The following is a 26,069-nucleotide window of genomic DNA, read 5'->3' on the forward strand; positions in this document are numbered from 1 at the left end:
CCCGGGAGCACCACAGGGATGAATAACCTTGATGGCGGACACTTCAACAACACCTTCTCACGCCTGCCTGAATGCTTTTATACAAGGCTGGACCCAACTCCCCTGGAGAACCCGAGACTCGTGGCCTACAGCCCATCAGTCGGCCAGCAGCTGAACCTTGAAGACACCCGGAAAACCCGGGAAAAGCTAACATTGATCGGTTCCGGAAACCGTGCATGGCCCGGTTCAGAACCACTGGCCATGGTGTATTCCGGCCATCAGTTTGGTGCCTATAATCCCCAGCTGGGTGATGGCAGAGGGTTGTTATTGGGAGAGCTGGTCAATACCCGGGGAGAAAAGTGGGACCTGCATCTGAAAGGGGCCGGGCCAACCCCTTACTCCCGATTTGGTGATGGCAGAGCCGTCCTGCGCTCCTGCATCCGGGAATATCTCGCCTCAGAAGCGCTCCACCATCTGGGCATTCCGACGACACGCGCTTTGTGCGTGGTGACCAGTGATACGCCGGTTTACCGGGAAACCAGGGAAGCGGGTTCAACATTACTCAGACTGGCCAGAAGCCATATCCGCTTTGGCCACTTTGAATATTTTTTTTACAACAAACGGTATGAAGCCTTAAAAGAGCTGGCTGATTACACCATTGAACACCACTTTCATGATCTTGAAGGAATGAAAGCAGTGACGGGCAGTGACAAAGGCTATCAGCTGTTTTATGCAGAAGTCGTTCATCGTACCGCAACCTTAATTGCCCGGTGGCAGGCCGCAGGTTTTGCCCACGGCGTTATGAATACCGACAATATGAGCATTATCGGGGATACGTTTGATTATGGCCCCTATGGTTTTATGGACGATTTTAACTGGCACTACATCTGCAACCACTCTGACCACTCCGGTCGCTATGCCTTCAGCCAACAACCCGACATTGGCTACTGGAACTGTGGCAGGCTGGGCCAGGCACTGGTTCCCCTGTTTGATGATGTTGAGTTAATCCAGAAAGCGCTGGATCAATACCCACAAATCTACACCCAAACCTATACCCGCCTGATGCTCGATAAACTGGGGCTGGGGGCAGAAGAGGAGGAAGACGCAGAACTGGTTCGCGATCTCCTTCAGCTATTGCATGACAGTCACTGTGATTACACATTATTCTTCCGAACCCTCAGCAGCTTTCCTTCAGAACAAGCCGTTAACCAGCTGGAGCCGTTAGTTAACCACCCATCACTCGCCCCCTGGCTGGATAGCTATAAGAAAAGGCTCAAGAGCAACCCTCTGGATGACCAGAACCGCCAGAAACGAATGAAACAGGTGAACCCGAAATACATTCTCAGAAACTATCTGGCACAACAGGCGATCGAAAAGGCAGAGAAAGGGGACTACCAGGAAATTGAAAACCTGATGAACGTACTGGTTTCGCCCTACGATGAGCACCCTGATTTTGAGCACTATGCAGGTCAACCGCCTGAATGGGGCAAAAAACTGGAAGTCAGCTGCTCTTCCTGAAGGGAATGAATGTTTATCAGGTAGCTTTCCCGTTAAGATACCCTCAATCCACAGTAACTGAAGCAGTGAGATAACAATGGCCAGAATGATTCAATGCGTCAAACTGAAAAAAGAAGCGGAAGGCCTCATGGTTCCGCCACTACCCGGCCCAAAGGGTCAGTGGATCTTTGAGCATGTTTCCCAGGAAGCCTGGACTGAATGGCAGGCCCACCAGACCCGCCTGATCAATGAAAAGCATCTTAACCTGTTGGCACCTGAAGCCCGGCAGTATCTCATGGAACAAATGGATAAATATTTCTCTGGCGAAGATATTGATGCCGCTGAAGGCTATGTGCCGGAAGATAACTAACTCCCGGCTGGCTATTCTTAGCCAACCTCAGGGGCTGGCATGCCTTAACAGCTGATGGGAAAATCTTTGATCATGTTTATTGTTCAGATAACTCTAGTACATGGTTTCAATGAGTTTGACGGGTTGTCGTGCCTCCGCACTCCGTTCGCCCTGAGGCTGTCGAAGGACCCATAGGGCCTACAGGCGGAAACTCCGGACTCTGATAGAACGTGCCAAGCACCCTTCGACTCCGCTCAGGGTGAACGGAGATCGTACACGTCAAACTCATTGAAACCATGTACTAGACATAACGCGCATATAGAAGACGATGGATGCTTATCAATCGTTGCTTATTTGTTGAGCTGCACAGTGCAACCATTGTGCCTGACACAGCAAAACCTGTCGTCAGGTTTGGCTGTACTTGTTTTTTTGAACTCCAATAACAAAAAAGCCTTGAGCAAGGGCTCAAGGCTTTTTATATGGTGCCTAGGGGCGGAATCGAACCACCGACACGCGGATTTTCAATCCGCTGCTCTACCAACTGAGCTACCCAGGCTAAATTTTGGCACATATATTTTTATCATTTAAGTGTGGTGCCTAGGGGCGGAATCGAACCACCGACACGCGGATTTTCAATCCGCTGCTCTACCAACTGAGCTACCCAGGCGCTGTTCAAACAACGAAAACGATGTGCGAGGCGTATTAAACGGATTTCACCCTGGAGAGTCAAGTCATATATAAATTTTTATGGTCAGTCGGTGAGTATGCAAGCCGGGGATCATCAACCCGTCGTTTATTAACCGTGTACATTTCTCTATTGATACCAACTTTACTATACGCCATGCAGTTGATCCCAAACTTCCTGGTCTCGCTCGGCAGTCCAGATTCTCGGCCAGTCGATACCAGCAAACTCATCCCAGAGGCGCTGAACATCAAATGGCAAACAGTGCTCAAAAATGGGCCAGCTACCATACCGGGGGGCCAGGCTTTTATGGGATGCGGCAAAGGCTTCGGTTAACGTTCCCCCGTTTTTATAAACGGTCCCTACCTGATCAATCAGGGTCTTGAGGAAAGTGCGACTTTGCTCGATAGCGGCATCTACATGATCCCGACCATGCACAACTGCACCCCGGCCACCAACCAACGTTTCAGCACCGTAAGCCTTTATCTTGTCCAACGTGGTGGTGGACCAGTCGAAATGGAAAGCATCACCGGTGTAAAGTGCAGCCCGGGCCTCAACAAGATCTCCCGCAAACAGAATGTTATGCCGGGGCAGCCAGGCACAGATATCCCCGGCGGTATGACCCCGTCCACAGTATTCCAGCACCAGGCTTCCCCGAAGCCCACCCAGCGGGATTTCTAATCGATCATTAAACACAATATCAGGATGGGTCAGCCCCTGGATTCCTTCGGGCTCCCGGAACAACCTGGGCATTCGACGAAACTCACTGTCCCAGTCCTCCATACCACGCTCTTCAATCAGGAACCGGGTGTTCTCATGGGCAATAATCGATTCGGCTGAGAAGGCGGCGGCACCGAGTACGCGCACTGCATGGTAGTGGGACAAAACCAGATACTTAACAGGCTTTGTTGTATGCCTTCTGAGTTCCCGTAACCAGTCGGACGCCGCCGTTGGTGTTGCCCGAGCCTCAAAAGCAATAAGGAAGTCTTCTGCCTCAATGGCCCCGACATTGGGATCCCCCTCAGCGGTAAAGGCATAAACACCCTCTGCCAGCACTTCAAGCGTCTCTTTTTTGGGTTCCAGATCTCTTGATGATGCAAACGCTTTATTAGCCATCCTGTTAAGCCTTCGATTTCAGAAAAGAATTTTTTCCTGAAAGAAAATTAAGTAAATCATTTGGAGATCACTATAGCCAAATAAAATCAACAACAACCATCTATCTGGCAAAAATAACAATGACATTTAATTTTCAAACAATTATTTACAGAATAAAAATACCTCCTATCATTTAACCGGTCAGAACTTGCCATGTTTGATTATAAATAATGTGCTGGTTCAGATAAAAATATTACGATTGGAGGCTTGAATATATATGAATAATTTACCCTCTAGTGACTACCCCAGAGCTCCATCCAATACGTTCTGGGACAACAGTGATTTACCCCTCCCGCAATCCTCAACACAGTCGGCTGATTCCCCAGATTCTGGTACATCAGTAACAAACAATGTCCAACCCTATTTGAAGGGGCTTGTCGATGACGTACAGGAATTTGTTAGAGAATTAACATTATTCGAACGATCAATTAACATTGTTACCTCACCTGCTCTGGTCACAACATCAGAGGCGATCACTACCAATTTAAAATATATGGCGGACTCTATAGGGGATACTGGTGAGCCTTATCAAGTAGGGGATATTGGTGAGCTTCATCAAGCTCGACCATTGATCAAAAGCACCGAAGAAGGCATACATGTCTTTTCAAAAAGACCAAAGATTGATGGAATTCTGAGACAATCCCAGATTCCTCATACAACCAGTGAAGCTTTTTTTCACAAGGGACCTGAACAGGCCACGGCAGAGCTCAATGAGCAAATAACAAAAGACACCCAGGGCCTGATTACTGATTTTCTGCAAGCAAAAGACCTGGATAATCCAGACCTGGCGTTTCAACTGGTCACCTGGTTATTGCAACAGGTCTCATGGCAGTTTCCTTTTAGAGTGATGAATGAAAATGAGAGTTCAGAAATGACATGGGAAAATGCAACCCACTCAGAAATACAGTGGATGGAAAGTGGAAGTGTACAACCCATTAAGCACATAAAAAATAAAGACTATGACTTTGTCGCTGTTCCTGTTATGGAATCGGGCATGAAAGCGGTGTTTGTTTTACCGCCAGAAGGGGAAACGAATCCCGGTAGTGAAGATCTCAACCAGGTTTTGTCAAGTGGACTCACCACTATCCTGGGCAAATCCGGAAGTAAACACGCGGTGCTAACGCTGCCCAAGTTCAAGTTCAATTATCAATTTACAAAAATATGTGAAGAGGCTGAAGCCAAGGGTAAACATATAGCAGCATTGGACGTTGATGAAAATGGAGCGGCGGTAGCTGCTGCGTCATCTATACTCTCATACGATTTACATATACCTCCTGAAAAACTTCTTCGCTTTAAATTTGACCATCCATTCTACTTGGCAATAATTAACCATAAAAATTCCAACGACCCAAGGGTTATTGGCATGGCCCAGATTAATCATCCCGGAAAGAGCTGATTAACCTTTTTTACTTCTTGCTGCCACGTTCCCAACAGGCAGTAAGAAGTAAGATAATCAGCAAAGCGCTTATTAAGGAATAGTCCCGAAATAACTTCCTCATTTCACCCAGCTTCAGGGATAGCTCTATAGTTCCATTTTGGGAGAATTTTATCGAACTGAATGGTCATTTTCTCCTTGAAATCAGCCGCATACTTCCGGCCAGCCTCAAAGACCTTGTCGATGATTCTGGTAGTTACGGCAAGTCCTGTTGTCTCTGTTTTACTCATGTAGTATGCCGCTGTTTCAATGCTTTCCAGCGATACGCCCTGACAGGCGCGTGTCACGTGTGGGAACAAGCGGTGTTCAACGGGGTTGTATTTAGAGCAGTATGGTGGATAGTGCGCTATCCGGATCTCCACACCCAGACGATTCGCCAGCGCCTGCAGATCTTCCTTGAAAATATATGCCGACGCACTGTTACTGCCACCACCGTCACACAACATGAGCAATTCATTCTGACCCGGATAGTCCCTTTGCCCCTCTTCATTCCACCACAGTTCAACGCTTTCGCAGGCAAACTCAGAAGTTCGGCATGCTGTCCCATGGTTCGCTTTTTCTGTGGTTTCCGACGCCGGTAACCATTCTTGTGCAGTAAGCGGGAAACGATATTTTTGCTGGCAGTAAAAAATTTACTGGCATACTGCAATGCCGCTTCACATGCTACCAGGAGGTAACCAGGCGCTATTCTCAGACAGCCCCTCTGCTCTCACGCTCAGGCAAAAAAACCTCACAAACAGAAATAGGCTTATCCCGCAAAAAAAACAGGGATCGTCTGGCCCAGGCGATTTCTGCCGTAAATTCCACATCAAGGTGTGCGTTAAATTCACTGGCTTTGATATCGGCAACTTCAATCGGTCCACGGCGCAGGCCGGGCTGACTGAAAATATATTCACCTAATGGCCTGTCCTCCAGTTCCAGAAGTACTCTATTCTCACCGGACAGACTGGACTCCGGTAACACACTGCGGGCAAAAACCACCGGTTGACCTGAGCCAAACAGCAGGACTTCTCTTATGCTGGCACGCTGATCATCGCAATGAAGAAAGGCTTTCTCTGATGCATCCGGCTCCTGCCAATCATGGGAAATGACCCGGACAAAAAAATCGTTGTTGTGTGCTTGTTTCAGCCGTCGGGTCAACGAATGTTGATCCAGTATCATCTCACGCAGTGCGCTGGGTATCGCTTTGGCATCCCGGGCGGGTTGCCAGTTCATGTCAGCAAAGGGCATCGGCAGTACATCCTGCCTGGAGCCGATGACTCCAGGATCTGTCAATCAAGTGGGGATCAGTTAGGCAAAGAGCCTTCAACGCCCTCCACATACCAGTTCATGGACAGAATATCACCATCGTTCAGCTTTGTACCCTCTGAAACTTTAATGGAACCATCCTGTGCCTTGATGGGGCCTTCAAAAATGGTGAAGGTGCCATCGGCAATCTGTGTCTTGAAGGCTTCGACCTGGGCAACAACGGTTTCAGGAATGGCTTTGTTATAAGGGGCCATTTCAACCATGCCTGCGGAGAAGCCGCCCCATACATCTTCTGCCTTCCACTGCTTATCCAGTACTGCTTTGGCCGTGTCAGTATAGAAGCCCCCCCAGTGAACCATGCTGCCGGTCAGGTGGGCATCGGGACCAAAGCGTGTCATGTCCGTGTCATAGCCAAAGGCAAATACCCCTTTGTCCTGGGCGGCCTGCACCGGAGCGGGTGAGTCGGTGTGCTGGTTGATGATGTCGGCACCCTGGGCAATCAGTGACTCAGCCGCCTCACGCTCTTTGGCAGGGTCGTACCAGCTGTTGATCCAGACCACTTTCACGGTGGCATCCGGGTTGACACTGCGCAGGCCGAGGGTAAAGGCATTGATCCCCTGGACCACTTCAGGAATCGGGAATGAACCCACATAGCCAATCACATTGTTTTTGGTCATATGTCCGGCAATCACGCCCGTCAGGTAACGGCCTTCATAGAAGCGGGCGGAGTAGGTGCCAACATTCTTGCCACGCTTGTAACCCGTGGCGTGCTGGAACTTAACGTTGGGAAATTGCTTGGCCACTTTCAGAGTTGGGTTCATGTAGCCAAACGAGGTGGTAAAGATCAGGTCGTGTCCCTGCTGTGCCAGTTTACGGATGACCCGCTCGGCATCGGCACCTTCAGAGACACTCTCAACATAAGTGGTTTCGATATTCTTGCCCAGCTTCTCAACCATCTGCAGTCGGCCTTCATCATGACCATAGGTCCAGCCAGCATCACCCACCGGGCCGACATAGACAAAGCCCACTTTCAGCGGCTTTTCAACCGCCGACGAGAGTGTCGACAGGGTCATCAATCCGGCCGTGGCCACAGAGACGAGGGCCTTTTTAATCAGGGATTTCATGGGATGATCAACTCCTTACAGGTCTGTTTTATCGTTAGATTAATGGCCTGAGTTCCCTGTCAGGCCGGGTTGGAACCGTTTTAAAGATTACCCCGCCGGGTGGTAGGGTTTGCCAAGGGACATTGGTGCCAGCAACCGGCTTCTGGACTGGTTGCTTGATAGCAGTACCAGCACCACAATGGTCGCCAGATAAGGCAGGGTCGCCAGCAGATTGGATGAAATAGAGGCACCCATCCCCTGCAGTACCAGATGCATAATGCTTGCCAAGCCAAACAGCCAGGCCCCCAGTAAGACCCGTTCTACCTTCCAGCTGGCAAATACCACCAGGGCCAGGGCAATCCAGCCACGCCCTGCGGTCATGCCTTCCGCCCACAGTGGCGTATAGGCCAGTGACAGATAAGCCCCCCCGAGGCCCGCCATGGCACCACCAAACAGTAACGCCAGCCACCGGGTCCGTATCACCGGTAAGCCTACAGCCGTGGCTGAGTATGGGCTTTCCCCGATGGCTTTCACCATCAGGCCAGGGCGGCTAAAGCGGAAGAACAGCCAGATAGCCAACGCGATACCCAGAGAGCAGTAAACCAGAATGTCCTGACTGAACAGGGCTTTACCCAGCACCGGAATGTCAGATAACAGCGGAATCAACATGGGCTGGAAGCCTGCCAAAGCCTGACCGATGTAGTCAGTGCCCACATAAGCACTCAGGCCTGCACCAAAAATGGTCAGGGCCAGGCCGGTGGCCACCTGATTGGCCCGCAACTGGATCGCCAGCAGGCCAAACAACATGGCCATGGCCATGCCAACCAGCAGACTCATTATCACCCCGAAAATCAGGCTGCCTGTGGTGAGTGCGGCAATAAAGCCGATCACCGCGCCCATCAGCATCATGCCCTCCTGCCCCAGGTTAAGCACGCCGCTCTTTTCACACACCAGTTCCCCCAGGGCAACCAGCAGCAGTGGCGTACCGGTTCGAACCATGGCAAACAGAATGTTAGTGATCAGGTCCATATCCATTAGCCGTTGACTCCTACATGATGTCCCTGAGCCGGGGGTTGATAAGTAGAGATGTTCAAGCGGTAACTGATCAGAAAATCACAGGACAGCAGAAAGAACAGCAACATCCCCTGAAACAGACTGCCCATGGCCAGCGGCAGGCCAAGGTCAATCTGACCCATCTCGCCCCCCATATAAACCAGCGCCATCAGCAGGCTGGCCAGTAAAATACCAATAGGGTGCAGGCGACCAAGAAAGGCAACAATAATGGCCGCATAACCGTAGCCGGGGGAGACCGATGGCACCAGCTGACCAATCGGGCCACTGACTTCCGAGATACCGGCAAGCCCGGCCAAAGCACCGCACAGCAACAGGCTGAAATACACCAGACGGCGCTCACGGAAACCGGCAAAGTGCCCGGCACTGGCATCCAGACCAATGACCTTCAGCTGAAAGCCCAGGAAGGTCCTGGTCATCAGGACCCAAATGCACACCCCGGCCAGCAGTCCGAAGGCCAGACCAATATGCAGGCGGGTTCCTTCCAGCAACAGTGGCAGCGTGACCACATCGGTAAACAGTGCGGATTCCGGGAAGTTAAAACCATGGGGATCTTTCAGGGGGCCGTGCACGGCATAGAGCAGCAGATTCAGGGCAATATAGTTCAACATGATGGTGGTGAGGATTTCATTAGTATTGAAATGGTTCCTCAGCACCGCAGGGATCAATGCCCAAAGTAAACCGGCCACAGCGCCGGTTATCAGTACCGCAGGGAGCACCCAGCCGCCTTCCGAATCCATCCAGCTCAGGGCGGCCCAGCTGCCCATCAGAGCCCCCATCAGTAACTGTCCTTCCGCGCCGATGTTCCAGATATTGGCTCGAAAACACACCGCCAGACCCATGGCACAGAGCAGTATGGGGGCCGCTTTGACACCCAGCTCGGACAGGCCATAGCTATCGCTGATGGGCAGAATGAAGAAGGTATATAAGCCGGTCCACGGGTTCTGCCCCTGCATGGCAAAAATCACACTCCCGGCCATCAGGGTGAGCAACACCGCCAGAACGGGGGATAGATATTTCATCAGGCTGGAGTCTTGCGGCCTTCTTTCAATGGCAATCTTCATCAGGGGGTATACTCCTTTGCCTGTCTGTCAGGTTCCATTGCCATCGGCGCTGAGGCTGATTTTTCCGGATGACCAAACACTCCGGCCATCCACTGACCCACTTCGTTAATGGAGGTTTCCCTGACCGGTTTCACCGGCGACAGTTTGCCGTGGCAGAGTGCACCCATTCGGTCCGAAATCTGGAACAGCTCATCCAGGTCTTCGGAAAGCACGACGATGGCCGTGCCCTTGTCCCGCAGATCAATCAGGGACTGATGGATCAGGTTAGCGGCACCAACATCAACGCCCCAGGTAGGGCTGGCACAGATCAGCAGTTTGGGATTCTGTAAAATTTCACGGCCAATAATGAACTTCTGCAAATTACCGCCGGAAAGGCTTTTGGCATCCGCTGAGTTGCCGTGGGCTTTTACCCGAAAGCGGCGGATAACGTTGTTGGCAAATCCGTGAATTCGTCGCTGTCTTAAAAACCCACCGGACACCAGGTTTTGTAAAAAGCCGGTGAGCAGGCCATTGTCTGACAGCGACATATCGGGCACCGCTCCCCGACCCAGGCGCTCTTCCGGCACGACGGCCATGCCCAGGCGTCGTCGTTTACCGGGGGTTAGCTGGCCAATGGGCTGGTTATCCAGCGTGATAAAATCCGGTGAGGTAGCCAGTCTCTCCCCACTGAGCAGTTGAATTAATTCTTTCTGGCCATTGCCTGCTACACCGGCGATACCAAGAATTTCCCCGGGTTTTACCGAAAAATGGATGTTGTGCAATGGGGTGCCAAAGTCACCCAGTGCCGCTTCTGTCAGCCCTGTGACGTTGAGGCGTTTATCGTCATTATTATTGGTGGAAAAACTGTAGCGCTGACCCAGTGTCGTCTGGCTGCCCACCATCATACTGGCCATATCCTCAGTGCTGGTGGTTTTCGGATCACAGGTTCCGGCAATCTTTCCGTGTCTCAGCACCGTGGCGCTATCACACAGGGCTTTGACTTCCTGAAGCTTATGGCTGATAAACAGCAGACTGCAGCCTTCAGCGGCCAGCTTTTTCAAGGTGACAAACAAACTGCTGACTTCCTGTGGTGTCAGCACTGAGGTGGGCTCATCCAGAATCAACAGGCTAATGTCTTGTACCAGGCAGCGGATGATCTCAACCCGCTGGCGCTCTCCGGTGGATAAACTGTGCACATGACGATGAGGGTCAATGGGCATACCGTAATGGCTGGAGATTTCCTCGATGCGTCGGGCCAGATCCTTCAGCTGGCCTGCTGCTCTTTTATCCATCGCCTTCCCGTAAAAAGAGAGCGCAATGTTTTCCACCACGGTTAAGGTTTCAAACAATGAGAAGTGCTGGAATACCATGCCGATGCCAAGGCGTCTTGCATGGGCTGGCGATTTCAGGTTGTGCTGCTGGCCATCAAACCAGATATGTCCGCTGTCTGGTTGCGTCACGCCATAGATGATTTTCATCAAGGTACTTTTGCCTGCACCATTTTCGCCCAGCAGCGCATGGATTTCGCCAGGCCGGATGGCCAGGCTTACCTGATCATTGGCAACAACACCCGGATACACTTTGGTGATTCCTGCACAGCGAATACGGTAGCAGCGCTCTTCACCGCTGCGGTTGTCAAAAACAGTGCCTTTGCTGTCCAGGCGGTGTGAACGGCTGGATTCCGGCTCGTGACTTGCGGGCATGATGATCTCTGATAACGTATATTTATTCTTCTTGGTGAATCTTTGTTTACAGATTGACCTGTTGAGCATTTGGGGTGATTTCAAAAGCACAAAGCATACCAGAAACAAACAACAGTTAGCATGTATGAACCGGAGAGAATGATGAAAAAGTGGCAGTGTATTGTCTGTGGTTTTGTCTATGATGAGTCTGTCGGCTGGCCTGACGATGGCATACCTGCCGGAACGGCCTGGGAGGATGTTCCGGAGGACTGGCTCTGCCCGGATTGTGGAGCCAGCAAATCTGACTTTGAGATGATGGAAGTGGGTTGAATGATCGAAAAACCCGGATTTCTGACAAAAATCCCACAAACAGTTGGTTCAGACTATTGCCCTGAGAGCGGCTGTGTTTTAGTCTGTTTTTGTCTGTGAGCCATACACCTGTAGTCAAGAGCTGCTGCTGTCCTTGCTCAGGAAGCGAGAAACCCTTGATTCAAGGGAAGAAACAAGAAAAACAAAACGGAGTGTATTTCCTATGCGTAAACCCGATCTGGTCAATGTCATCGCTGACGAAGCGGATATCAGCAAGGACAAGGCTTCCCTGGCGCTCAATGCCATTCTTGAAGCCATCACCAGTGCCATGAAATCAGCAGACTCTGTCAACCTTGTTGGCTTTGGTACTTTTGAACAGCGCAGCCGTGCTGCCCGTACCGGTAAAAATCCCCAAACCGGCGAAACCATCCAGATTAAGGCCAGTAAGACAGTGGCTTTCAAGCCGGGCAAAGCCCTGAAAGAAGCCGTAAACTGATAGCTCTCTATCTGGCCAGCTGCGATTGATGTGCCAGATAAACCGGCTACCGGTTTTACCATCTTCATAAATACTGTTTGCACAACCTCTCAGAAAGCATTTTTCCATTGCCAGCTTTTGCAAGCTGCGCCATGGGGAAGTGTTTTTTTATATAGAGTTCGGGACTGAAGTAGTGAAATTCAAATTGTTGTTATGGGCACTGGGTTTCATGATGAAACGTGCCAGTCGAAAGAACCCCTCATTTCAAAAGACGCTGGAAGGCCAGGACCTGACCTTTCAGCTCAGCAGTAAAGACGGTGTCGCCCGGCACTATATTGTCAAAGACAAACAGGTTTACCCGGTTGCCGGAACCACCACCGAGCCAACATTTGAGCTTTCTTTCTCCAGTGCCACTAAAGGCTTTGAAATCCTGACGGCAAAAAATACCCAGGAAGCCTTTATGCGTGGTGTCCAGGAGCAGAATATCGTGGCAACCGGTGATCTCAGTAAAGTGATGTGGTTTCAAACCATGACCAGAGCCATGAAGAGATAGTCAATTCCACCCTCTTTACGCCTTGCTATTGGGTGTGAGGTGAATAACCGATAGCTGGATACGTAGCTTCCATAATCTTTGGTTAATCTGATGTTAAGTGGTTGACAGTCCATCCAGTGATCTCTAATATGCGCCGCATCGCTGAGATGTTGGACAGCGATGGCAAGGCCCAGGTGGCGGAATTGGTAGACGCGCTAGCTTCAGGTGCTAGTGTCCGAAAGGGCGTGGAAGTTCGAGTCTTCTCCTGGGCACCAATCATCGTTAAAAATCAGTAGTTTGTCGTATATGCCCAGGTGGCGGAATTGGTAGACGCGCTAGCTTCAGGTGCTAGTGACTGTATGGTCGTGGAAGTTCGAGTCTTCTCCTGGGCACCAATTCTCAAAGATATGTCGTGTAATTATCGGCAAAAAAAACCGGACAACTGCCCGGTAATATCTTCTCTTATTTCTCTTCCTTTTTGTTATCTTGTACCCTGTACTTCCTGGGTTTTCCGGATATAGATTTTCTTCGCTTCCAGTGTTTTGTGGCCGGATACTAATCCTTCATGGTCAGATACACCTTTGGCTTTCAGATCGTGAAAGTGCCACTTCTCGTTAATCAGTCCTTCATCTACGGCGCGGTTGATCAGTTTCTGCCACTGGCTGTCCAATGTGTTTTTGTGCATTTTTTGTCCCGGTCTCATCGGAATGCCTTTTTTACCGGTTACCTCAGGTGCACCAAACACGTATTCGAACTTCTCGCCATTGCTGTAGTCCTCAAGAAGTTTGAGTGCTTTTCTCAGTCTCGGTGTCCAGAGGGTGATTTCATCCAGCGATCCTTTACCCCGTTTCAGTTGTACACCTTTTTCCAGTAATTGATCCCGCTGCATATTGATTAGCTCGGAACGTCTTGCACGACAGATATAGGCAAACTCCATCATTGCTTTCCAGAACGGATTGGCCAGATAGTAAACGCAGGCGTAGTCTTCATCGCTGACGTACACATCCTGACGGTTCGGTCTTGGCAGGGCTTCGCAATCCAGAGATGGGTTTGGTGGCACACCTTCCAGGTGGCTTCTGCCCCAACTCCAGGCGCTGGAGATTAATTTGCGGACAATGGCCACGGCCCCGAGTTTATCTGAATACTTTTCATAGAACCGGTTAAGTGATGGCGGGGTGATCAGCGTCAGGGGCACATTACCGAAAGTACCATATCCCTCGACGGGGAATTTTTTTACTTTGGGGGTGTAGAGCCTTTTATTGTACTGCCAGTCTTTGCTTTGGCTTTTGAACTTTTTTGACTCCAGGTATTCATCCAATAGCCAGCCCAATGTCTGGTCGGAACTTTTCTCCAGGTTCTCAATGGCCATATAGAGTTTGGACATGGCCATGGTTTCTGGCCCCAATACAATCTCGGCTCCGAATACATTCTTTTTACCAACTCGCCCGTGGTAAGGCTTATAGATGAAGCGTCCTTTACTTCGATAGACGCCATCCGGCAACTGGGCATTCTCTTTTTTGCGTGGTCTTCCCATCAATACATCTCCTACAGGAATTTGAGTGGTTGTTTTTTGGGTTGTTGTGGTTCGGTGCCAATCAATGGCTGGTTAATGGCGGCGTAGGTGGTGACTACTTCGCCATTACGTCCGTAGTAAAACGGTATCCTGTTTTGAATCATCCATTTGATCAGTGCCGTTTTTTGCTTAATGCCTGACCACTCCATCAGGTCGGGCTGGGAAATAAGCGCATCCATATCGCCGACCCGGTTAAAAGAATTTCAGGATGTCGTACCTCAGAACCGGCTGGGCATTGCTGGTGGTCAGTCGTTTACTGTTCCGGTTGTGGAAGCAGATCTCGGAAGGGTCATACATCAGGCCGTACTGCCAGCCCTTATCGGTGAGCAGGTATTTGCCTCTCTTGCCCTGCCCCGTCCATTTGATAATCCTGTGCTTCTCCAGTACTTCCACCACATGCTGACGGCTGCGCCCAATAAATTCGCCAAGCTCCACCAGGGAGAAGTAATCGTCCAGTTCGTAGCGGTTGCGTTTGCGCTTTTGTTTTCTTTGCACAGGCTCGTCATCGCTGTCAGATCCAACCACCGCAGGATCAGCATAGCGGCAATCCTGATCGATCGATTCAGTTTTGGATTCATCGGGGAGAGCCGGTTGCAATCGGTCCAGCACGGTCTGATACCATTTCACCTGCTTTACTGGCGCACCACTGTTATGGGCTTTTCCGGTATCAAGGATTTCACAGAGTGGCTGACCCTGGTCGGTAGGTACCCACTGGCTGTCGATCTTGAGCTGGAGTCCTGCAGCTTCCAGCAATTTGTTCACTTGTCGTGGATCCTGGGTTGGAGTCATCATCTGCCCGAGCTGGGTTGGCGTAAACGTCATGGCCTGGACAGGCGCCACCAGTTGTTTCTGCCCCATGGCTTCCAGTGGCGAAAAGCCGATCTGGCTTTTCAGTAACCGGTCAGCGGAGAGCAGCTTCTGATTACCGGTAAAGCCCAGCGCCTCGGCAAAGGCAATGGCTTTCAGGGAGGTGGCCATATTGATTTCCAGCAAAGCCTGAGGTGTGGATAACTCTGGTTGATAAATCCCGGGCTTATGCAACGCAGGCATAGTATCGTGACGGGCAAGCTGCTTTTCACGTTTATCGTCAATCGCTTCCTGTCTTGCCTGTTTGCCTTCCTGGGTCATGGCAGAAAGCAGGACATGGTTCGCCGCATTCACAGAAAAGTGATAAACCCTTCTGGGTCGACCTCCGGAACTTTGCAACATCAATGTTGTAAAGTCTTGGCCCTCGGTAAACTCATGCTTTGTAATCTGTCGCTTAATCGCCTGAGCTACGGTTTTCGACTCCAGGTTAAAGCCGCACACTTTTTGCAGCAGCTCCTCGCCTTCCACTTGTTCATATCCTTCAGGAGTGAGGCGAATAATGCCGGCACGACGGATTTTCAGTTCGGCCTGATCCAGGCTGGTGATAAGGTTGGCGCTTTTATTGGCAGGTACTGTGCTGTCCATAGTCAGTGTCCTTTGATGCTGGCCTGTTGATAACTTTGGTGTTCAGGTTTTCCACAGGGTGTGGGTTATTGCTTTCAGTGAATATGGGTGGTTTTTTGTATTGTCGTTTGCTGATCAATATCCCGGATGCGTTGCAGGATCAGTCCGGTTACCAGCATGGCCTGATCCCGCGCCCGGGGGCTGTGGATGCCGACAGTAATGGCCACAATCAGCGTGGTCATTTCAATCAGTACGGTTTCTGCATCCAATAGCTGGCCTTCCATTTCGTCACCGATCCGGTCCGCCAGCATGATTTTTTTTGCCAGTTCCTTTTCCTCCTTTTCCGAGCTGAGACCAGCGGTCTGTTTCTGTTTTATTTCTATGGCCAAGGCCAGATCATCGGGTGTGAGTGGACTCATTCCGGCTTTCATTAAAACAAGCTCCTTTAAAATGGGATGGAGTCGTCGTAGGAGTCATACTGTTGTGTCTGCATGGGCTGGGGAGCATGACCACCATCCCGGGCGTTGGTGTACTGGTTCTGATGTGTGCCTGGCTGTGGCTGATAATTTTGGGGTTGAGCCTGCTGACCATTGGGGTTCTTTTCCAGAAACAGCAGCTTGCCGTTGTACCCGCTGTACACGACTTCAGTCTGGTAGCGATCCTGACCATTCTGGTCCCGCCATTTTCGGGTCTGGAGCTGTCCTTCGATCAGGACTCTGTGGCCTTTGCCCAGATACTGAGCGGCCAGTTCAGCAGGTTTGCCATAGAGAACCACCCGATGCCATTCGGTGCGGGTTTGTTTCTGGCCATCTTTTTTCCAGCTCTCTTCAGTGGCGATGGAAAGAAGGGTTACGGCATTGCCATTGGCGGTGGCTTTGCAGTCCGGGTCTTTGCCCAGCCTGCCAATCAGGGTGACGCGGTTCATGGATGCGACCATCAGGCGATCTCCTTTTCTTCTGGTTTTAGAGAGAGTTGTTGAGCTGGGGTGATCAGTGCGGCACGGCGGATGATCAGTTCGATGCGGTATTCGTTGCCGTGGCGGTCAAAGCGGTAGCAGTCCAGTGAGCCTTTGCCGAGCCACTTTTCCATGGCGTGGATATCGTCGGTCAGAATCTCTTCGGTGACTTCGCCATCGGAGTAGAGCAAGTCGGGTTGATCTTCGCCTTTTTCGATTTCTGTTACCGGTTCGGGCTGTTTGTCAGCTACTTTCTGCCGGGCTTCCTGATTGAGGCGTATTTCAATAATGGCGATCAGGTCGGTTTGCTCTTTATGAAGAAGCACATCCAGATCCGGAAACAGGTAGTCCTTATCAGCTGCCATTTTTCGGTATATCGCCAGATTGTTTTTTACGTCCTGTGCCTGCTGCTTCTGTTCGATCCGAGCCTGTGCCAGCCGGTCATTTACCGAAGACTGCATACTGGCAACACTCTTTTTTCCCTTGATGACTTCCTGAAAATCAGCAGGCGTAACCTCGGCGGCGATCCAGCCGGGAGTGAGTTCCGAATTGATCACCTGACGTTCTTTTTCCAGTGCGGTGACAGCTTTCAGCACCATGCTGTCTTTTATATGCTGCTTCTGATGTTTGACCAGCTTGTCCAGCGACTTGCGTTTGCTGGCCATGGCATCGGTGAGGTGGTCTATGCGGGTAAATAGTTCGGCGATTTCCGGTACCTGGGCAAGCGCGGTTTCTTTGCCGTCCTTCAGTTTCTTTTCCGTCTTTTTGAAAAACTTCACTGCCGATTCGGCATCGGCAAAATCCTGATCGCTGACCAGTTCGGATTTCGCTGAATCAATGCGGTGATGGATCTGCTCTTCAAGTTGGGGCAGATTGGAGTGATTAACCTGACCGTTAAGTTGGATAACCAGGGTGGTAGTATCTTGAATAAGCTCGCCTTCCAGAACCGGAGTGGCTACTGCCGATTCAAATTTGTGCAGATCTTCCTGAAACTGCTTCCATCCAGCGATCAGAGCTTCACGACGATGGTCTTGGGATTCGTAGTAAACATGGCGCAGGTTGGCAGAGGTACCATCAGAGCAAACAAACAGAACCCGTTCGGCACCACTGACCAATAGTTGTTGTTCCAACTGCCAGTAATAGGCAGGTTCAATACCTTCTCCTTCGATCTGGGCAACCAACTTTTCATTCCAGAGCTTGTGCTCGAAGACCAGGTCTTCCACCATGGTCAGCCCGTCGAAGCTGGCCAGCAGAGGTAAACCGTCAATGATGGTGACGCCGGTGGCTGGGAACAGATCCGCTCCGACTATTTTCTCTGCCAACGGTCGAGCTTCTGCTTCGGCCCGATGCCCTGCATCGAATTTCTTCTGCTGAAATGCATTTACCTCTGGGGTGCTGCCTGTTTTCTTCTGATGGAGTAGCTGGTCCCGGCTGAGGTAGGGACTGTCGCCCATCATGGCCGGTGCCTCGCTGGCGGTGAAATAGTTCTGGCGCAGGGCGAGCCATTCAGGCGTCCCCTGTTGGATATCGAGAATGTCCATTTAGTGGCCTCTGGGTTGGATGGCTTTCAGTTGTTGTACTTGTTGTGGGGTGGCTGGAGCTTTGGAATTGATTTTTCGGATGATGCGATCTGCACTCTGTTGGCCGGACTCAATGGATGCCCGCCATTCTGGTAACAGACGCTGGAAGTCTTCATCGGAGTAGTGGTTGTGAACCGGTGACTGGGTCGAGTCATTCATATCGGGCACATAACCATCGGTATCATCATCGGTGCAGGCGACGCCAAGAATCCCGACCAGAGTCTGACGCTTCAGATAAGTCACGGTAGAACCGATCTGTTGCAGGGCGCTTTTGTTGCCGGTGTTATCCACAGGGCCAGTGGCGGTGTTACCGATAGAGTGGCCGGATACATGAGCCAGGTTGCAGGTGATGGTGATCTGTGGCCCGTTCTGCTGCTGCTCAAACCAGTAGCTCAGGCCGTAGCGGTGAAGAACTGGCTGAATTGCAGCGACCACATCATCAATGGAGGCGTAGGAGTACTCCATACGACCACCACTTTTAGTATTGAAAGCAGCACTCTTGCTTTTCTTTACTACCGGCATTTCCTGCTGAAACCGGGCAAAGGCTTCATTGAATTGCTGTCGTGCAACAATGGCCTGGCTTTGTTCGTACAGGCTCATCACCCGTTCCAGGGTATCGATGCTGGCATTCTGGGTGATGGCTGACTGCATGATCTGGCCCACTTCAGACAGGGCAGGTGCAGGCTTATCCACAGGCAACACGTCAGCAGATTCCATCAGTTCGGTCTTCTTTTTAGCTGGCATGGCGAAGGGCCTCGTCCCGGTGAATACGGTTTCTGACGGCCAGCACCTGGTCGGCAATTTCCATCCGAAAACTCTTTTCCAATTGGGTTTGATTAGCCACGGCAATAACCTCTTTTGCTGGCGTAGTTAATGACATCCCAGCCGGAGAGCCGGGAGTGTTCGTTGTTGCAGTCATGCACCAGCTGTTTCACGGCTAGCCAGCGGTAGCCCTGCATGGGGTGGAATTCTTCCAGGGTAAGAAAGGTCAGGAAGTTGCCCGGGGTCAGAACGCCAAAACCGGCAATGATGATGGACTTGTGATCTTCGATCTGTGCCTGAATGTGGGTTTCAATCCGTTCCAGTTCGGACTCGATGGTCTCTTCACGGGCTTCCCTGTCGTCAATGGCATTGAGGTGCCGGTTGAGATCGCGGGTAACTGCGTCCATTAAAGATTCCTTATTTTTGTAAATTAAATGTTTTTCATATTTATATAATTGCAAAGTGATACTTTGCAAATGATAAGTAATAATATATTTATATCAATTTGTTGTTATTGGTAGTTTTTATAAATCTATGGTTTAGGTTAGGTATATCAGGGGATGTGGTTTGTTTTCTGACACGGGTTCAGGGATGGATAGCGTAGAGCAGTGGATTCAGTGTTTGCCAGAGTCTTTGCAGATGGCGATAAATAACACGGGAAATGCCGGAAATGTCATAGCTTTTGTAAACTCGATACCCAAAAGCAAAGGGCGGCCGCGATTTACCCGAAGTGGTCGATGTTACACACCGACTGCTACCCGGCAGGCAGAAAATGAAATTCGTTGTTTGGCAAGGCTGCAGCTGAAGAAAATGCTGGCTGGCCCCGTGGGGGTTTTGGTGGTGGCGGTCTTTCCGATTCCATCAAGCTGGTCAGGGACGAAAGCCGGTCAGGCGCAGGCAGGGGGCATCCGCCCGGCGGTGAAGCCGGACTTCGACAATGTCGCCAAGCTGTATTGTGATGCCCTGAACGGGATTCTCTGGGAAGATGACCGGCAAATTGTCGATGGCCGCTGCATCAAGGTCTATGGACAGCAGCCTGGTGTGCTGGTGATTGGCTGGCCGCTATAACAGGAAGCTGACACCGACGGCAGTGCCCTTGTAGATATCCTTGATATCCCCCGCATAGTTAAGATCAAAAGTGCCGTACAGCCGATTGATGAATCGCAGGCTGTGTTGCGACTTGCTGATCGGGTTCCACAGGCGAAGCGAAAGTTCACCGTCGTGTTCTATCAGCAGGATCTTCCCCGGTTCAGGGGCAATTACGGTATCCACCTGAACTTTGGCACCTTTGGGAATACTGATCGCTGTATCGGATGGGGTCTGGTTGACCATGGTGTCGTTTTCCATCCGTAACAGAAAGCTCTTGTGGTCCGACTCAATAATGCAGATGGCCGACTCCGAGAGTACCTGCTGTCGTCTTTCATCGAGTTCATCAAAGAAAGCGCTCGCCTTATCCAGGCTGATGTAGGGGAGGGTTTTCGGGTCCGGCAGCTCTTCGCCGGTCTCCAGCCAGTGAATGGAAACGCCAAGAACGTCAGCGATGGCGATTTTGTTATTCAGCTTTGGATTCCGGGCACCACTCATCCACAAACTGTATGTCCCTTCCGTGCAACCCACGGCGCGGGCGATATCGACATTTTTCAGATTTTGCTCTTGGGCTTTGTTTTTGACCCGGTCTGTCCAGTTTGTCACGTTCTTTTCCAATTACTGTTATTCATTATCCATAAGCAAAATAGTACACGGCTGGGAGCCATTGATTAAGGGCGAGAGTTCGCTTTGGATGAGTCGGGCTATTTACAAATAATCTAAAAGCAACGTATTCTCTTAAGAGTCTTTGCTTAAGCAAAGAAATAACGATAAAAACCAATCCTCAAGGAAAGATGTGATGAGCCAATCTCAGCCTCATGCTCAGTTCAGAGCATCAGCCAGCCTCTTCGTTCGCACCGCAGGAGGTACCCCATGATCCATACCGACGAACTGGGCATCCCCGACCAGCCACAATGCTGGCAGGACATTCTGTGGCCACTGGCAGGACAGCCCGCCATGCCAACCTCGGCATCACTGTATGAAGAGTTGTGCTGGGAAAATCCGGATATTGATGTGGGCGAACAGTTGTTGAAAGCGTTTCACTACATGATCGATCGTTGGGACCAGCCGGGTGAGGCTAAAAACGTGGTGATCTTTCTGAAAAAGTGGATGAGCCTGAATCAGAAGAATGCCCTGCAGGCGGCGAGGTATTTTCCAAAAGAAGCACCTCTGGCAGGAGGTGACCAATGAAAGAGTTTGGCAAGGTCTCCAGCCAGTTCTGGATCAGTGATGATATTCAGCCGCTGTCAGATAAAGCCAAACTGTTGGCTCTTTACCTGTTGACCACCGGGCACGGAAACCTGATTGGCATCTTCAGGATGCCAAAAGGCTATATGGCGGCAGACCTTGGCTGGGATGAGCCGAGCGTTGAACGAGCGATTGCCGAGCTAACGGCGAGCGGTTTCCTGTTGGCCTCGGAGCAGTGCCAGTACATCTGCATTCCGCAGTTTATGGAACACAACCCTGTGGACAATATTACCCAGATTGATGCTCGCCTGAAGCTGTTGGTGAAACTGCCACAGATGCTGCTGGAAGACTTGCCCGGAGTGCTACCCGTTATCGAGAGGGCAGTTGCGAAAGCCAGTGATTACAAGGGCTCGAAGCAAACCGAAGTGTTGTTGGAAAGCGCTCGGAAGATGCTCGGCAAGTGCTCGGCAGAATCTCGCCCAGAGAATAAGAGAAATAGAGAAGAAGAGAATAAGAGAAATATTTACAAGACATATGTCCGATCTGACGATCGCACGACCCCCAGGACGGGGGAAGTGCCACCAAGTGCCGGGAGCACGACTGGTGCGACCCCCAGGACGGGGGAAGTGCCATCAAGTGCCGGGAGCACGACTGGTGCGACCCCCAGGACGGGGGAAGTACCACAGGCTAAATCGGGCAAGGCTGATTTCTCTGAATCTTTCGAACAGTGGTGGAGCCAGTATCCCAAACGGGAAGGTGACAAGGGCAACAAAACCAAAACCTTTGGTCACTACAAAACACGACTCCGGGAAGGTCATACCCCTGAAGCCCTGTTGGGCAACATCCTGAAGTACGCCCGTTACTGTGATGAGACCCAGGTGACGGGTACCCAGTACGTGAAGACCACCACGGCCTACCTGAATAACCCCGACAACGCCAGCAATCCATGGACGGTGAACTATGAAGCCCGGCAGCGAAATTCTGGAAAACTCAGCCTTGTTGAGCAGGTTGAACAGGCCAACGCCCATATCCTCCAGCCCGGAGCCTTCAGCGAACAGGGAGCCTTCAGCGAACAGGGAGCCTTCAGCGCAGAGGGAGCCATCTACGACGTTGAGCCAGAGGGATCTGGTGAATCTGTTCTCGACCATGACGGGTCTGTTCGGCCAGAAGTGGACCAGTGCCTACGGCCTGGCTGATCGCAATGGTGAGTGGCTGAAAACCCTGAATGGGCTGCACCCTGCCCAACTGGAAATCGGGCTCAACCGTGTAAGGTTGGCTGGTAGTGAGTGGCCACCAACCGCGCCGGAATTTCGCAAGCTGTGCCAGCCGATGCCGGAAGAACTTGGGTTGCCCACGCTGGCCAAAGCCTGGCGGGAAGCCAATGAGCATGCCAGTCAACCCGCTCATCACGGCTGGAGCCATCGGGCGGTATACCTGGCAGGCCGGGCATCAGGTTGGTATGAGCTGCGCAATGCCGGTACTGCGGAAGAGTGCCGGGAGGTGAAGCGTCGGTTCGATGCGGCTTACCAGGCTTTGGTCAACCGTGAATGCCAGGGCCAGCCGCTGGAAGACCAGTTGTCCATCGAGCACCAGTTCGATCCTGCCATTCACTCGAATCAGCTGGCGAGGGAGAGTATGGCTGAGCAGGGCATTGATCCGCTGGATGGGCAGGGGGCGCGCCAGAAACTGATGGGAATGTTCTGATGAATGGGCTCAGGGATGGCATCTGGCTGGCGGTGGTCTGGGTTGTGCTGGTGATGGTGCTTTGCTGGCACTTTGTGGAGGCAATCTGATGGCGGAGCTGTCATTGCAGAAGGTCTCGGCGCAGATGCTGGTGCCGGTATCGGACGATGACCAGATGTTTATACGACAGCTAAAGACCGGGCAGGTGATTCGGGCAGAGTTTCGCAAGACACGTAATCCGCACTTTCACCGCAAGTTCTTTGCACTGCTGAAGTTGGGCTTTGATCACTTTGAGCCCCAGCCGTGCCGGATGGAAGGAACCGACCAGTGGTTCACGCCGGAGAAAAATTTTGATGAGTTCCGCCGCTGGGTGACGGTTAAGGCTGGATTTTACGATGTGATCGGGTACCCGGATGGAGGCGTTCGGGTCCGTGCCAGAAGCCTGAAGTTTGCCAGCATGAGTCAGGAGGCGTTTGAACAGTTGTACTCCACGGCGGTGGATGTGTTGCTCCAGTTTGTGCTCCATCCGGGACGGGGTTGGAGTCGGCTGAAGGTGGAATCACTGGTGGAGCGAATTATCAATTTTGCGTAGGGGGAAGGAGTCCATGAGATACCTGTCGTTATTTTCGGGGATTGAAGCGGCGACTGTTGCCTGGCATCCGTTGGGATGGAAGCCGGTGGGTTTTACCGAGATCGAACCATTCCCCTGTGCAGTGCTGGAACACCACTACCCCGATGTACCCAACCTTGGCAGCGTGACGGATATCACGGAAGCCATGATCCGCAAACTCGGCCCCATTGATCTGGTGGTGTTTGGCAGTCCTTGTCAGGATCTGTCGGTGGCCGGCAAACGAAAAGGATTTGACGGTGAACGATCAGGACTCTTCTTCGCAGCAATACAGATTATTCGGTGGGCCAGAAAACACGGCAACTGCCGCTTCGCCCTGTGGGAAAACGTACCCGGCGCCTTCAGCAGTAACCAGGGCAAGGACTTTGCTGAAGTACTGCGATTACTTACTGGCACTGACCAGTCATGCCCCGAGCAGCCTGGCCCAAAAAAGTGGCGGTACGCTGGAGTTTCATTCGGTAAGGAAGGGCTTGTTGAATGGCGGGTGTGTGATGCTCAATTTTATGGAGTACCCCAACGTCGTCGAAGGGTCTTTGCTCTGGCAGATTTTGGAGACTGGACCCGTCGGGAGCCGATTCTATTTGAGTCCGAGAGCCTGCTCCGGGATTCTGAACCGGGCGCAGAAGCGTGGGAAGAGCCTGCCGCCAAAGCTGGAGCAGGCATTGCAGCAAGTAGCCTCACGGGAAACCTGAGTGCTTACGATATGACGGCCTTCGGACAGTACGGTCCTGGTAAAACATCATCCACATTGAAGCAACGGGATTACAAAGATGCCACGGATCTGGTGGTGTTCGAGCCCGGTGCCATGTCGCGACTGGGTGGCCACTGGTCATCGGAATTATCACCCTGTCTTCGAGCCCATATGGGCGATAACCATCCGACCATTGCCTTCAATCCGAAGGACGATCCGGTTCATTCCGAAACCGTGGCCATGACGTTACAGGCTCAGGGGAACGGTTTGAGTGCTGCAGTGGCGATACCGATTCATGATCAGGCCACCCGACATTCTGGCAAGCGAGGTGAGCATCAGGACGGGAAAGGAAATGGCCTGGGTATCGGACAGCCTGGTGATCCGATGAACACATTAACCGCCGGTGATAAACACGCAGTTGCCAGTACCTCCAGCGGTGAAGCCGAGTTAGCCATACGTCGATTGACTCCCATCGAATGTGAACGTTTGCAGGGTTTCCCGGATGGGTACAGCGCTATTCCCTGGAAAAACAAACCGGCAGAAGAGTGTCCTGATGGTCCGAGGTATAAGGCTCTTGGTAACTCCATGGCCGTTCCGGTTATGCGCTGGATTGGAAATCGTATCCAGACCGCGCTGAATTAGGAGGCTGCCATGTACTTTGCTTTGGGACCGGCTCTGATGCGGATCTTTGGAACGCCGGAGCTGATGATAAAAACCGCCAGCTGGCAGCGGGATATCAACGCAGGTTATCGCAAGACAGCGGTTGCTCCAGAGCATCGCAGTACCCGGGATGAACGACTGGGTGATGATGGTATTCGTAAGGGCGATCTGCGGGAAAAAATGCAGCCGGAACTTTTTGCTATTCTGACGATCCGGTATGACGATAATCAGGAAAATCGTTCAATTGCATGGCAGCGGGTTCAACACCATTTACGCAGTGATAAACGGTTGCCGAAACCGTTTCGCTGCAATCCGGTACTGCTAAGACTCTGGCTGATGTATGAACTCCAGCACCCGGGGCTGAGGCAGGACAAAGGTAAGATCCAGATCAAGGGCAAGGGGGAGAGCACGGTTTACCGCTGGCAGCAGAAGTGCCGCCAAGTCTGCAATGAACTGATCCGGCTGGCAGAGGATGAGGCTCAGGATCTGCTGGAGCAATCCGGGGTTATCCGGCATGAACCCTATTGACGGCAGGCCAAACTTAAGTGTACTACAATGAAATACACTAAAAAGGAGGTCATGTATGAGTGTATCCAGCGTTCGTCTGAATCAGGATATTGAAGAACCGTTAAACCAATTAGCCAAAGTGTTGAGCCGTAGCCGGAACTATCTTATTAACGAAGCGGTCAGGGAGTACATCAAGAAACACGCCCGTGAAATGCAAGAGTGGGACGAGACCCTGGAAGCACTGGATCAGGTGCGCAGGGGAGATACCGTAGATGGTGACGCCGTGATGGAATGGCTGGAAAGTTGGGGCAGTGATAATGAGCTGGAGGCACCTGAATGAAACTCAGGTTTTCCAGGAGTGCCGTTGATGACCTGAAACGACTGAGACAGTTTATTGCAGAAAAAAATCCGCCTGCGGCACAGCGAATGGCGGAGTATCTGGTCAGGAAAATTAACAACCTGTGTCATCAACCGAACATGGGCGTTCTGGTAGGGGATAAACTGAATCCCCGTTTGCGTGACCTGATCATTAGGGATTACAAGATTCGCTATCTTGCTGACGACCGTGAGGTCTTGATTCTGAAGATATGGCATCAGAAAGAGGCTGATGAGATCAGCCTTGACTCAGAGTGAGAGTAAAAGTACGGTAAAAGCTCATGCTGGGAAAGTTCCCGATAACTTGATTTCCCACTGCTTGAATCTTTCAAAGAAACCCGGCCCTTGTTGCCGGGTTTTCTTTTTTTATCCCTCCAAACTGAACCACTG

General features: G+C 51.4%; 31 protein-coding genes and 4 tRNA genes. 17 read left to right on the plus strand and 18 right to left on the minus strand.

Annotation, left to right across the window (positions count from 1 at the left end; translation table 11 throughout):
- Positions 1-18 precede the first annotated feature (18 nt).
- Complete coding sequence (locus tag ACO6V1_RS03860) at positions 19-1,497, plus strand: protein adenylyltransferase SelO (protein ID WP_422465866.1); 1,479 nt, start codon at positions 19-21, stop codon at positions 1,495-1,497.
- A 76-nt stretch (positions 1,498-1,573) separates the two neighbouring features.
- A complete protein-coding gene (locus tag ACO6V1_RS03865; RefSeq protein WP_101746174.1) occupies positions 1,574-1,846 on the plus strand; it encodes an oxidative damage protection protein in 273 nt (90 codons plus the stop codon).
- A 459-nt stretch (positions 1,847-2,305) separates the two neighbouring features.
- Here ACO6V1_RS03865 and ACO6V1_RS03870 read toward each other — a convergent pair.
- The 3 genes from ACO6V1_RS03870 to ACO6V1_RS03880 form a co-directional block, all read right to left on the minus strand.
- Positions 2,306-2,381: transfer RNA gene (locus ACO6V1_RS03870), tRNA-Phe, on the minus strand.
- Between the two features lie 35 nt (positions 2,382-2,416).
- Positions 2,417-2,492, minus strand: a tRNA-Phe gene (locus tag ACO6V1_RS03875).
- A gap of 165 nt (positions 2,493-2,657) precedes the next feature.
- A complete protein-coding gene (locus tag ACO6V1_RS03880; protein ID WP_422465868.1) occupies positions 2,658-3,623 on the minus strand; it encodes an MBL fold metallo-hydrolase in 966 nt (321 codons plus the stop codon).
- Between the two features lie 256 nt (positions 3,624-3,879).
- On the opposite strand from ACO6V1_RS03880, the gene ACO6V1_RS03885 reads away from it, so the two are divergent.
- Entirely contained in the window at positions 3,880-5,058 is a 1,179-nt protein-coding gene (locus tag ACO6V1_RS03885; RefSeq protein ID WP_422461942.1) for a serpin family protein, read from the plus strand.
- 104 nt (positions 5,059-5,162) lie between these two features.
- Here ACO6V1_RS03885 and ACO6V1_RS03890 read toward each other — a convergent pair whose 3' ends face one another.
- The 6 genes from ACO6V1_RS03890 to ACO6V1_RS03915 all read right to left on the minus strand — a co-directional run bounded on the left by ACO6V1_RS03890 (position 5,163) and on the right by ACO6V1_RS03915 (position 11,265).
- Entirely contained in the window at positions 5,163-5,729 is a 567-nt protein-coding gene (locus ACO6V1_RS03890; RefSeq protein WP_422461977.1) for an ISAzo13-like element transposase-related protein, read from the minus strand.
- Between the two features lie 58 nt (positions 5,730-5,787).
- Positions 5,788-6,327, minus strand: coding sequence for a chorismate--pyruvate lyase family protein (locus ACO6V1_RS03895; RefSeq protein ID WP_422447825.1), 540 nt, complete (start codon positions 6,325-6,327; stop codon positions 5,788-5,790).
- 56 nt (positions 6,328-6,383) lie between these two features.
- Positions 6,384-7,469 carry a BMP family ABC transporter substrate-binding protein gene (locus tag ACO6V1_RS03900; protein ID WP_422465870.1) on the minus strand — a complete coding sequence of 362 codons (1,086 nt, stop codon included), beginning with the start codon at positions 7,467-7,469 and terminating at the stop codon, positions 6,384-6,386.
- 87 nt (positions 7,470-7,556) lie between these two features.
- Positions 7,557-8,483: an ABC transporter permease gene (locus ACO6V1_RS03905; RefSeq protein ID WP_422465872.1), complete on the minus strand. Its 927-nt coding sequence runs from the start codon at positions 8,481-8,483 to the stop codon at positions 7,557-7,559.
- A complete protein-coding gene (locus ACO6V1_RS03910; RefSeq protein WP_422465875.1) occupies positions 8,483-9,583 on the minus strand; it encodes an ABC transporter permease in 1,101 nt (366 codons plus the stop codon). Before ACO6V1_RS03910 ends, ACO6V1_RS03905 begins: the two co-directional genes overlap by 1 nt.
- A complete protein-coding gene (locus ACO6V1_RS03915) occupies positions 9,583-11,265 on the minus strand; it encodes an ABC transporter ATP-binding protein (RefSeq protein ID WP_422465877.1) in 1,683 nt (560 codons plus the stop codon). The genes ACO6V1_RS03910 and ACO6V1_RS03915 overlap by 1 nt, the downstream gene beginning before the upstream one ends.
- A 141-nt stretch (positions 11,266-11,406) precedes the next feature.
- Here ACO6V1_RS03915 and ACO6V1_RS03920 point away from each other — a divergent pair, with 141 nt between their 5' ends.
- The 5 genes from ACO6V1_RS03920 (at position 11,407) to ACO6V1_RS03940 (ending at position 12,955) form a co-directional block, all read left to right on the plus strand.
- On the plus strand, positions 11,407-11,574 hold the full coding sequence (locus ACO6V1_RS03920; RefSeq protein ID WP_422447956.1) for a rubredoxin: 168 nt from the start codon (positions 11,407-11,409) through the stop codon (positions 11,572-11,574).
- 202 nt (positions 11,575-11,776) lie between these two features.
- The gene (locus tag ACO6V1_RS03925) at positions 11,777-12,049 is read left to right on the plus strand and encodes an HU family DNA-binding protein (RefSeq protein ID WP_163371979.1); all 273 of its coding nucleotides are present in this window, start codon (positions 11,777-11,779) and stop codon (positions 12,047-12,049) included.
- Between the two features lie 208 nt (positions 12,050-12,257).
- A complete protein-coding gene (locus tag ACO6V1_RS03930; RefSeq protein ID WP_269672018.1) occupies positions 12,258-12,581 on the plus strand; it encodes a helicase in 324 nt (107 codons plus the stop codon).
- A gap of 167 nt (positions 12,582-12,748) precedes the next feature.
- Positions 12,749-12,835, plus strand: a tRNA-Leu gene (locus tag ACO6V1_RS03935).
- A gap of 33 nt (positions 12,836-12,868) precedes the next feature.
- Positions 12,869-12,955, plus strand: a tRNA-Leu gene (locus ACO6V1_RS03940).
- Between the two features lie 86 nt (positions 12,956-13,041).
- On the opposite strand, the gene ACO6V1_RS03945 is transcribed toward ACO6V1_RS03940, so the two are convergent.
- The 8 genes from ACO6V1_RS03945 to ACO6V1_RS03980 form a co-directional block, all read right to left on the minus strand.
- Positions 13,042-14,094 (minus strand): tyrosine-type recombinase/integrase, encoded by a 1,053-nt coding sequence (locus ACO6V1_RS03945; protein ID WP_422447834.1) that lies wholly within the window; start codon positions 14,092-14,094, stop codon positions 13,042-13,044.
- Between the two features lie 11 nt (positions 14,095-14,105).
- The gene (locus ACO6V1_RS03950; protein ID WP_269671927.1) at positions 14,106-14,312 is read right to left on the minus strand and encodes a hypothetical protein; all 207 of its coding nucleotides are present in this window, start codon (positions 14,310-14,312) and stop codon (positions 14,106-14,108) included.
- A gap of 13 nt (positions 14,313-14,325) precedes the next feature.
- A complete protein-coding gene (locus tag ACO6V1_RS03955) occupies positions 14,326-15,585 on the minus strand; it encodes a hypothetical protein (protein WP_422465879.1) in 1,260 nt (419 codons plus the stop codon).
- A gap of 74 nt (positions 15,586-15,659) precedes the next feature.
- Entirely contained in the window at positions 15,660-15,983 is a 324-nt protein-coding gene (locus ACO6V1_RS03960) for a hypothetical protein (RefSeq protein ID WP_422465881.1), read from the minus strand.
- A 26-nt stretch (positions 15,984-16,009) separates the two neighbouring features.
- The gene (locus tag ACO6V1_RS03965) at positions 16,010-16,501 is read right to left on the minus strand and encodes a single-stranded DNA-binding protein (protein WP_422465883.1); all 492 of its coding nucleotides are present in this window, start codon (positions 16,499-16,501) and stop codon (positions 16,010-16,012) included.
- Complete coding sequence (locus ACO6V1_RS03970) at positions 16,501-18,060, minus strand: YqaJ viral recombinase family protein (RefSeq protein ID WP_422465885.1); 1,560 nt, start codon at positions 18,058-18,060, stop codon at positions 16,501-16,503. The genes ACO6V1_RS03965 and ACO6V1_RS03970 overlap by 1 nt, the downstream gene beginning before the upstream one ends.
- Positions 18,061-18,843, minus strand: coding sequence for an ERF family protein (locus tag ACO6V1_RS03975; RefSeq protein WP_422447846.1), 783 nt, complete (start codon positions 18,841-18,843; stop codon positions 18,061-18,063).
- A gap of 92 nt (positions 18,844-18,935) precedes the next feature.
- The gene (locus ACO6V1_RS03980) at positions 18,936-19,268 is read right to left on the minus strand and encodes a hypothetical protein (protein WP_422465887.1); all 333 of its coding nucleotides are present in this window, start codon (positions 19,266-19,268) and stop codon (positions 18,936-18,938) included.
- 184 nt (positions 19,269-19,452) lie between these two features.
- On the opposite strand from ACO6V1_RS03980, the gene ACO6V1_RS03985 reads away from it, so the two are divergent.
- Positions 19,453-19,929, plus strand: coding sequence for a RusA family crossover junction endodeoxyribonuclease (locus ACO6V1_RS03985; RefSeq protein WP_422465888.1), 477 nt, complete (start codon positions 19,453-19,455; stop codon positions 19,927-19,929).
- Here ACO6V1_RS03985 and ACO6V1_RS03990 read toward each other — a convergent pair.
- Positions 19,924-20,553, minus strand: a complete 630-nt coding sequence (locus ACO6V1_RS03990; protein ID WP_163369302.1) for a helix-turn-helix domain-containing protein — start codon at positions 20,551-20,553, stop codon at positions 19,924-19,926. The two genes, ACO6V1_RS03985 and ACO6V1_RS03990, sit on opposite strands and share 6 nt — an antisense overlap.
- A gap of 267 nt (positions 20,554-20,820) precedes the next feature.
- Here ACO6V1_RS03990 and ACO6V1_RS03995 point away from each other — a divergent pair, with 267 nt between their 5' ends.
- From ACO6V1_RS03995 to ACO6V1_RS04030, 8 genes are all read left to right on the plus strand, one after another.
- Positions 20,821-21,138 carry a hypothetical protein gene (locus ACO6V1_RS03995; RefSeq protein WP_209277157.1) on the plus strand — a complete coding sequence of 106 codons (318 nt, stop codon included), beginning with the start codon at positions 20,821-20,823 and terminating at the stop codon, positions 21,136-21,138.
- Positions 21,135-22,331, plus strand: coding sequence for a hypothetical protein (locus ACO6V1_RS04000; RefSeq protein WP_422465890.1), 1,197 nt, complete (start codon positions 21,135-21,137; stop codon positions 22,329-22,331). Before ACO6V1_RS03995 ends, ACO6V1_RS04000 begins: the two co-directional genes overlap by 4 nt.
- Positions 22,264-22,839 (plus strand): replication protein P, encoded by a 576-nt coding sequence (locus ACO6V1_RS04005; RefSeq protein WP_422465892.1) that lies wholly within the window; start codon positions 22,264-22,266, stop codon positions 22,837-22,839. The genes ACO6V1_RS04000 and ACO6V1_RS04005 overlap by 68 nt, the downstream gene beginning before the upstream one ends.
- Positions 22,840-22,927: 88 nt before the next feature.
- Complete coding sequence (locus tag ACO6V1_RS04010) at positions 22,928-23,410, plus strand: DUF1367 family protein (protein ID WP_422447858.1); 483 nt, start codon at positions 22,928-22,930, stop codon at positions 23,408-23,410.
- 13 nt (positions 23,411-23,423) lie between these two features.
- Complete coding sequence (locus ACO6V1_RS04015) at positions 23,424-24,779, plus strand: DNA cytosine methyltransferase (protein ID WP_422465894.1); 1,356 nt, start codon at positions 23,424-23,426, stop codon at positions 24,777-24,779.
- A gap of 9 nt (positions 24,780-24,788) precedes the next feature.
- Entirely contained in the window at positions 24,789-25,325 is a 537-nt protein-coding gene (locus tag ACO6V1_RS04020; RefSeq protein WP_269671915.1) for a hypothetical protein, read from the plus strand.
- A gap of 55 nt (positions 25,326-25,380) precedes the next feature.
- The gene (locus tag ACO6V1_RS04025; protein ID WP_163369309.1) at positions 25,381-25,644 is read left to right on the plus strand and encodes a CopG family ribbon-helix-helix protein; all 264 of its coding nucleotides are present in this window, start codon (positions 25,381-25,383) and stop codon (positions 25,642-25,644) included.
- Positions 25,641-25,937, plus strand: a complete 297-nt coding sequence (locus tag ACO6V1_RS04030; RefSeq protein WP_269671914.1) for a type II toxin-antitoxin system RelE/ParE family toxin — start codon at positions 25,641-25,643, stop codon at positions 25,935-25,937. Before ACO6V1_RS04025 ends, ACO6V1_RS04030 begins: the two co-directional genes overlap by 4 nt.
- Positions 25,938-26,069: the final 132 nt, after the last annotated feature.

This window comes from Endozoicomonas sp. ALC013, assembly GCF_049310205.1.
Classification (GTDB): Bacteria; Pseudomonadota; Gammaproteobacteria; order Pseudomonadales; family Endozoicomonadaceae; genus Endozoicomonas.

Coding starts and splice junctions, on each gene's coding strand:
- ACO6V1_RS04025 (WP_163369309.1), top strand. CDS start 25,381: ATGAGTGTATCCAGCGTTCGTCTGAATCAGGATATTGAAGAACCGTTA.
- ACO6V1_RS03945 (WP_422447834.1), bottom strand. CDS start 14,094: ATGGGAAGACCACGCAAAAAAGAGAATGCCCAGTTGCCGGATGGCGTC.
- ACO6V1_RS03910 (WP_422465875.1), bottom strand. CDS start 9,583: ATGAAGATTGCCATTGAAAGAAGGCCGCAAGACTCCAGCCTGATGAAA.
- ACO6V1_RS04030 (WP_269671914.1), top strand. CDS start 25,641: ATGAAACTCAGGTTTTCCAGGAGTGCCGTTGATGACCTGAAACGACTG.
- ACO6V1_RS03930 (WP_269672018.1), top strand. CDS start 12,258: ATGATGAAACGTGCCAGTCGAAAGAACCCCTCATTTCAAAAGACGCTG.
- ACO6V1_RS04000 (WP_422465890.1), top strand. CDS start 21,135: ATGAAAGAGTTTGGCAAGGTCTCCAGCCAGTTCTGGATCAGTGATGAT.
- ACO6V1_RS03955 (WP_422465879.1), bottom strand. CDS start 15,585: ATGGACAGCACAGTACCTGCCAATAAAAGCGCCAACCTTATCACCAGC.
- ACO6V1_RS03965 (WP_422465883.1), bottom strand. CDS start 16,501: ATGGTCGCATCCATGAACCGCGTCACCCTGATTGGCAGGCTGGGCAAA.
- ACO6V1_RS03980 (WP_422465887.1), bottom strand. CDS start 19,268: ATGGACGCAGTTACCCGCGATCTCAACCGGCACCTCAATGCCATTGAC.
- ACO6V1_RS03970 (WP_422465885.1), bottom strand. CDS start 18,060: ATGGACATTCTCGATATCCAACAGGGGACGCCTGAATGGCTCGCCCTG.
- ACO6V1_RS03880 (WP_422465868.1), bottom strand. CDS start 3,623: ATGGCTAATAAAGCGTTTGCATCATCAAGAGATCTGGAACCCAAAAAA.
- ACO6V1_RS03950 (WP_269671927.1), bottom strand. CDS start 14,312: ATGGATGCGCTTATTTCCCAGCCCGACCTGATGGAGTGGTCAGGCATT.
- ACO6V1_RS03920 (WP_422447956.1), top strand. CDS start 11,407: ATGAAAAAGTGGCAGTGTATTGTCTGTGGTTTTGTCTATGATGAGTCT.
- ACO6V1_RS03915 (WP_422465877.1), bottom strand. CDS start 11,265: ATGCCCGCAAGTCACGAGCCGGAATCCAGCCGTTCACACCGCCTGGAC.
- ACO6V1_RS04010 (WP_422447858.1), top strand. CDS start 22,928: ATGGCGGAGCTGTCATTGCAGAAGGTCTCGGCGCAGATGCTGGTGCCG.
- ACO6V1_RS04020 (WP_269671915.1), top strand. CDS start 24,789: ATGTACTTTGCTTTGGGACCGGCTCTGATGCGGATCTTTGGAACGCCG.
- ACO6V1_RS03885 (WP_422461942.1), top strand. CDS start 3,880: ATGAATAATTTACCCTCTAGTGACTACCCCAGAGCTCCATCCAATACG.
- ACO6V1_RS03985 (WP_422465888.1), top strand. CDS start 19,453: ATGGATAGCGTAGAGCAGTGGATTCAGTGTTTGCCAGAGTCTTTGCAG.
- ACO6V1_RS03900 (WP_422465870.1), bottom strand. CDS start 7,469: ATGAAATCCCTGATTAAAAAGGCCCTCGTCTCTGTGGCCACGGCCGGA.
- ACO6V1_RS03975 (WP_422447846.1), bottom strand. CDS start 18,843: ATGCCAGCTAAAAAGAAGACCGAACTGATGGAATCTGCTGACGTGTTG.
- ACO6V1_RS03865 (WP_101746174.1), top strand. CDS start 1,574: ATGGCCAGAATGATTCAATGCGTCAAACTGAAAAAAGAAGCGGAAGGC.
- ACO6V1_RS03905 (WP_422465872.1), bottom strand. CDS start 8,483: ATGGATATGGACCTGATCACTAACATTCTGTTTGCCATGGTTCGAACC.
- ACO6V1_RS04015 (WP_422465894.1), top strand. CDS start 23,424: ATGAGATACCTGTCGTTATTTTCGGGGATTGAAGCGGCGACTGTTGCC.
- ACO6V1_RS03860 (WP_422465866.1), top strand. CDS start 19: ATGAATAACCTTGATGGCGGACACTTCAACAACACCTTCTCACGCCTG.
- ACO6V1_RS03995 (WP_209277157.1), top strand. CDS start 20,821: ATGATCCATACCGACGAACTGGGCATCCCCGACCAGCCACAATGCTGG.
- ACO6V1_RS03895 (WP_422447825.1), bottom strand. CDS start 6,327: ATGCCCTTTGCTGACATGAACTGGCAACCCGCCCGGGATGCCAAAGCG.
- ACO6V1_RS03960 (WP_422465881.1), bottom strand. CDS start 15,983: ATGAGTCCACTCACACCCGATGATCTGGCCTTGGCCATAGAAATAAAA.
- ACO6V1_RS03925 (WP_163371979.1), top strand. CDS start 11,777: ATGCGTAAACCCGATCTGGTCAATGTCATCGCTGACGAAGCGGATATC.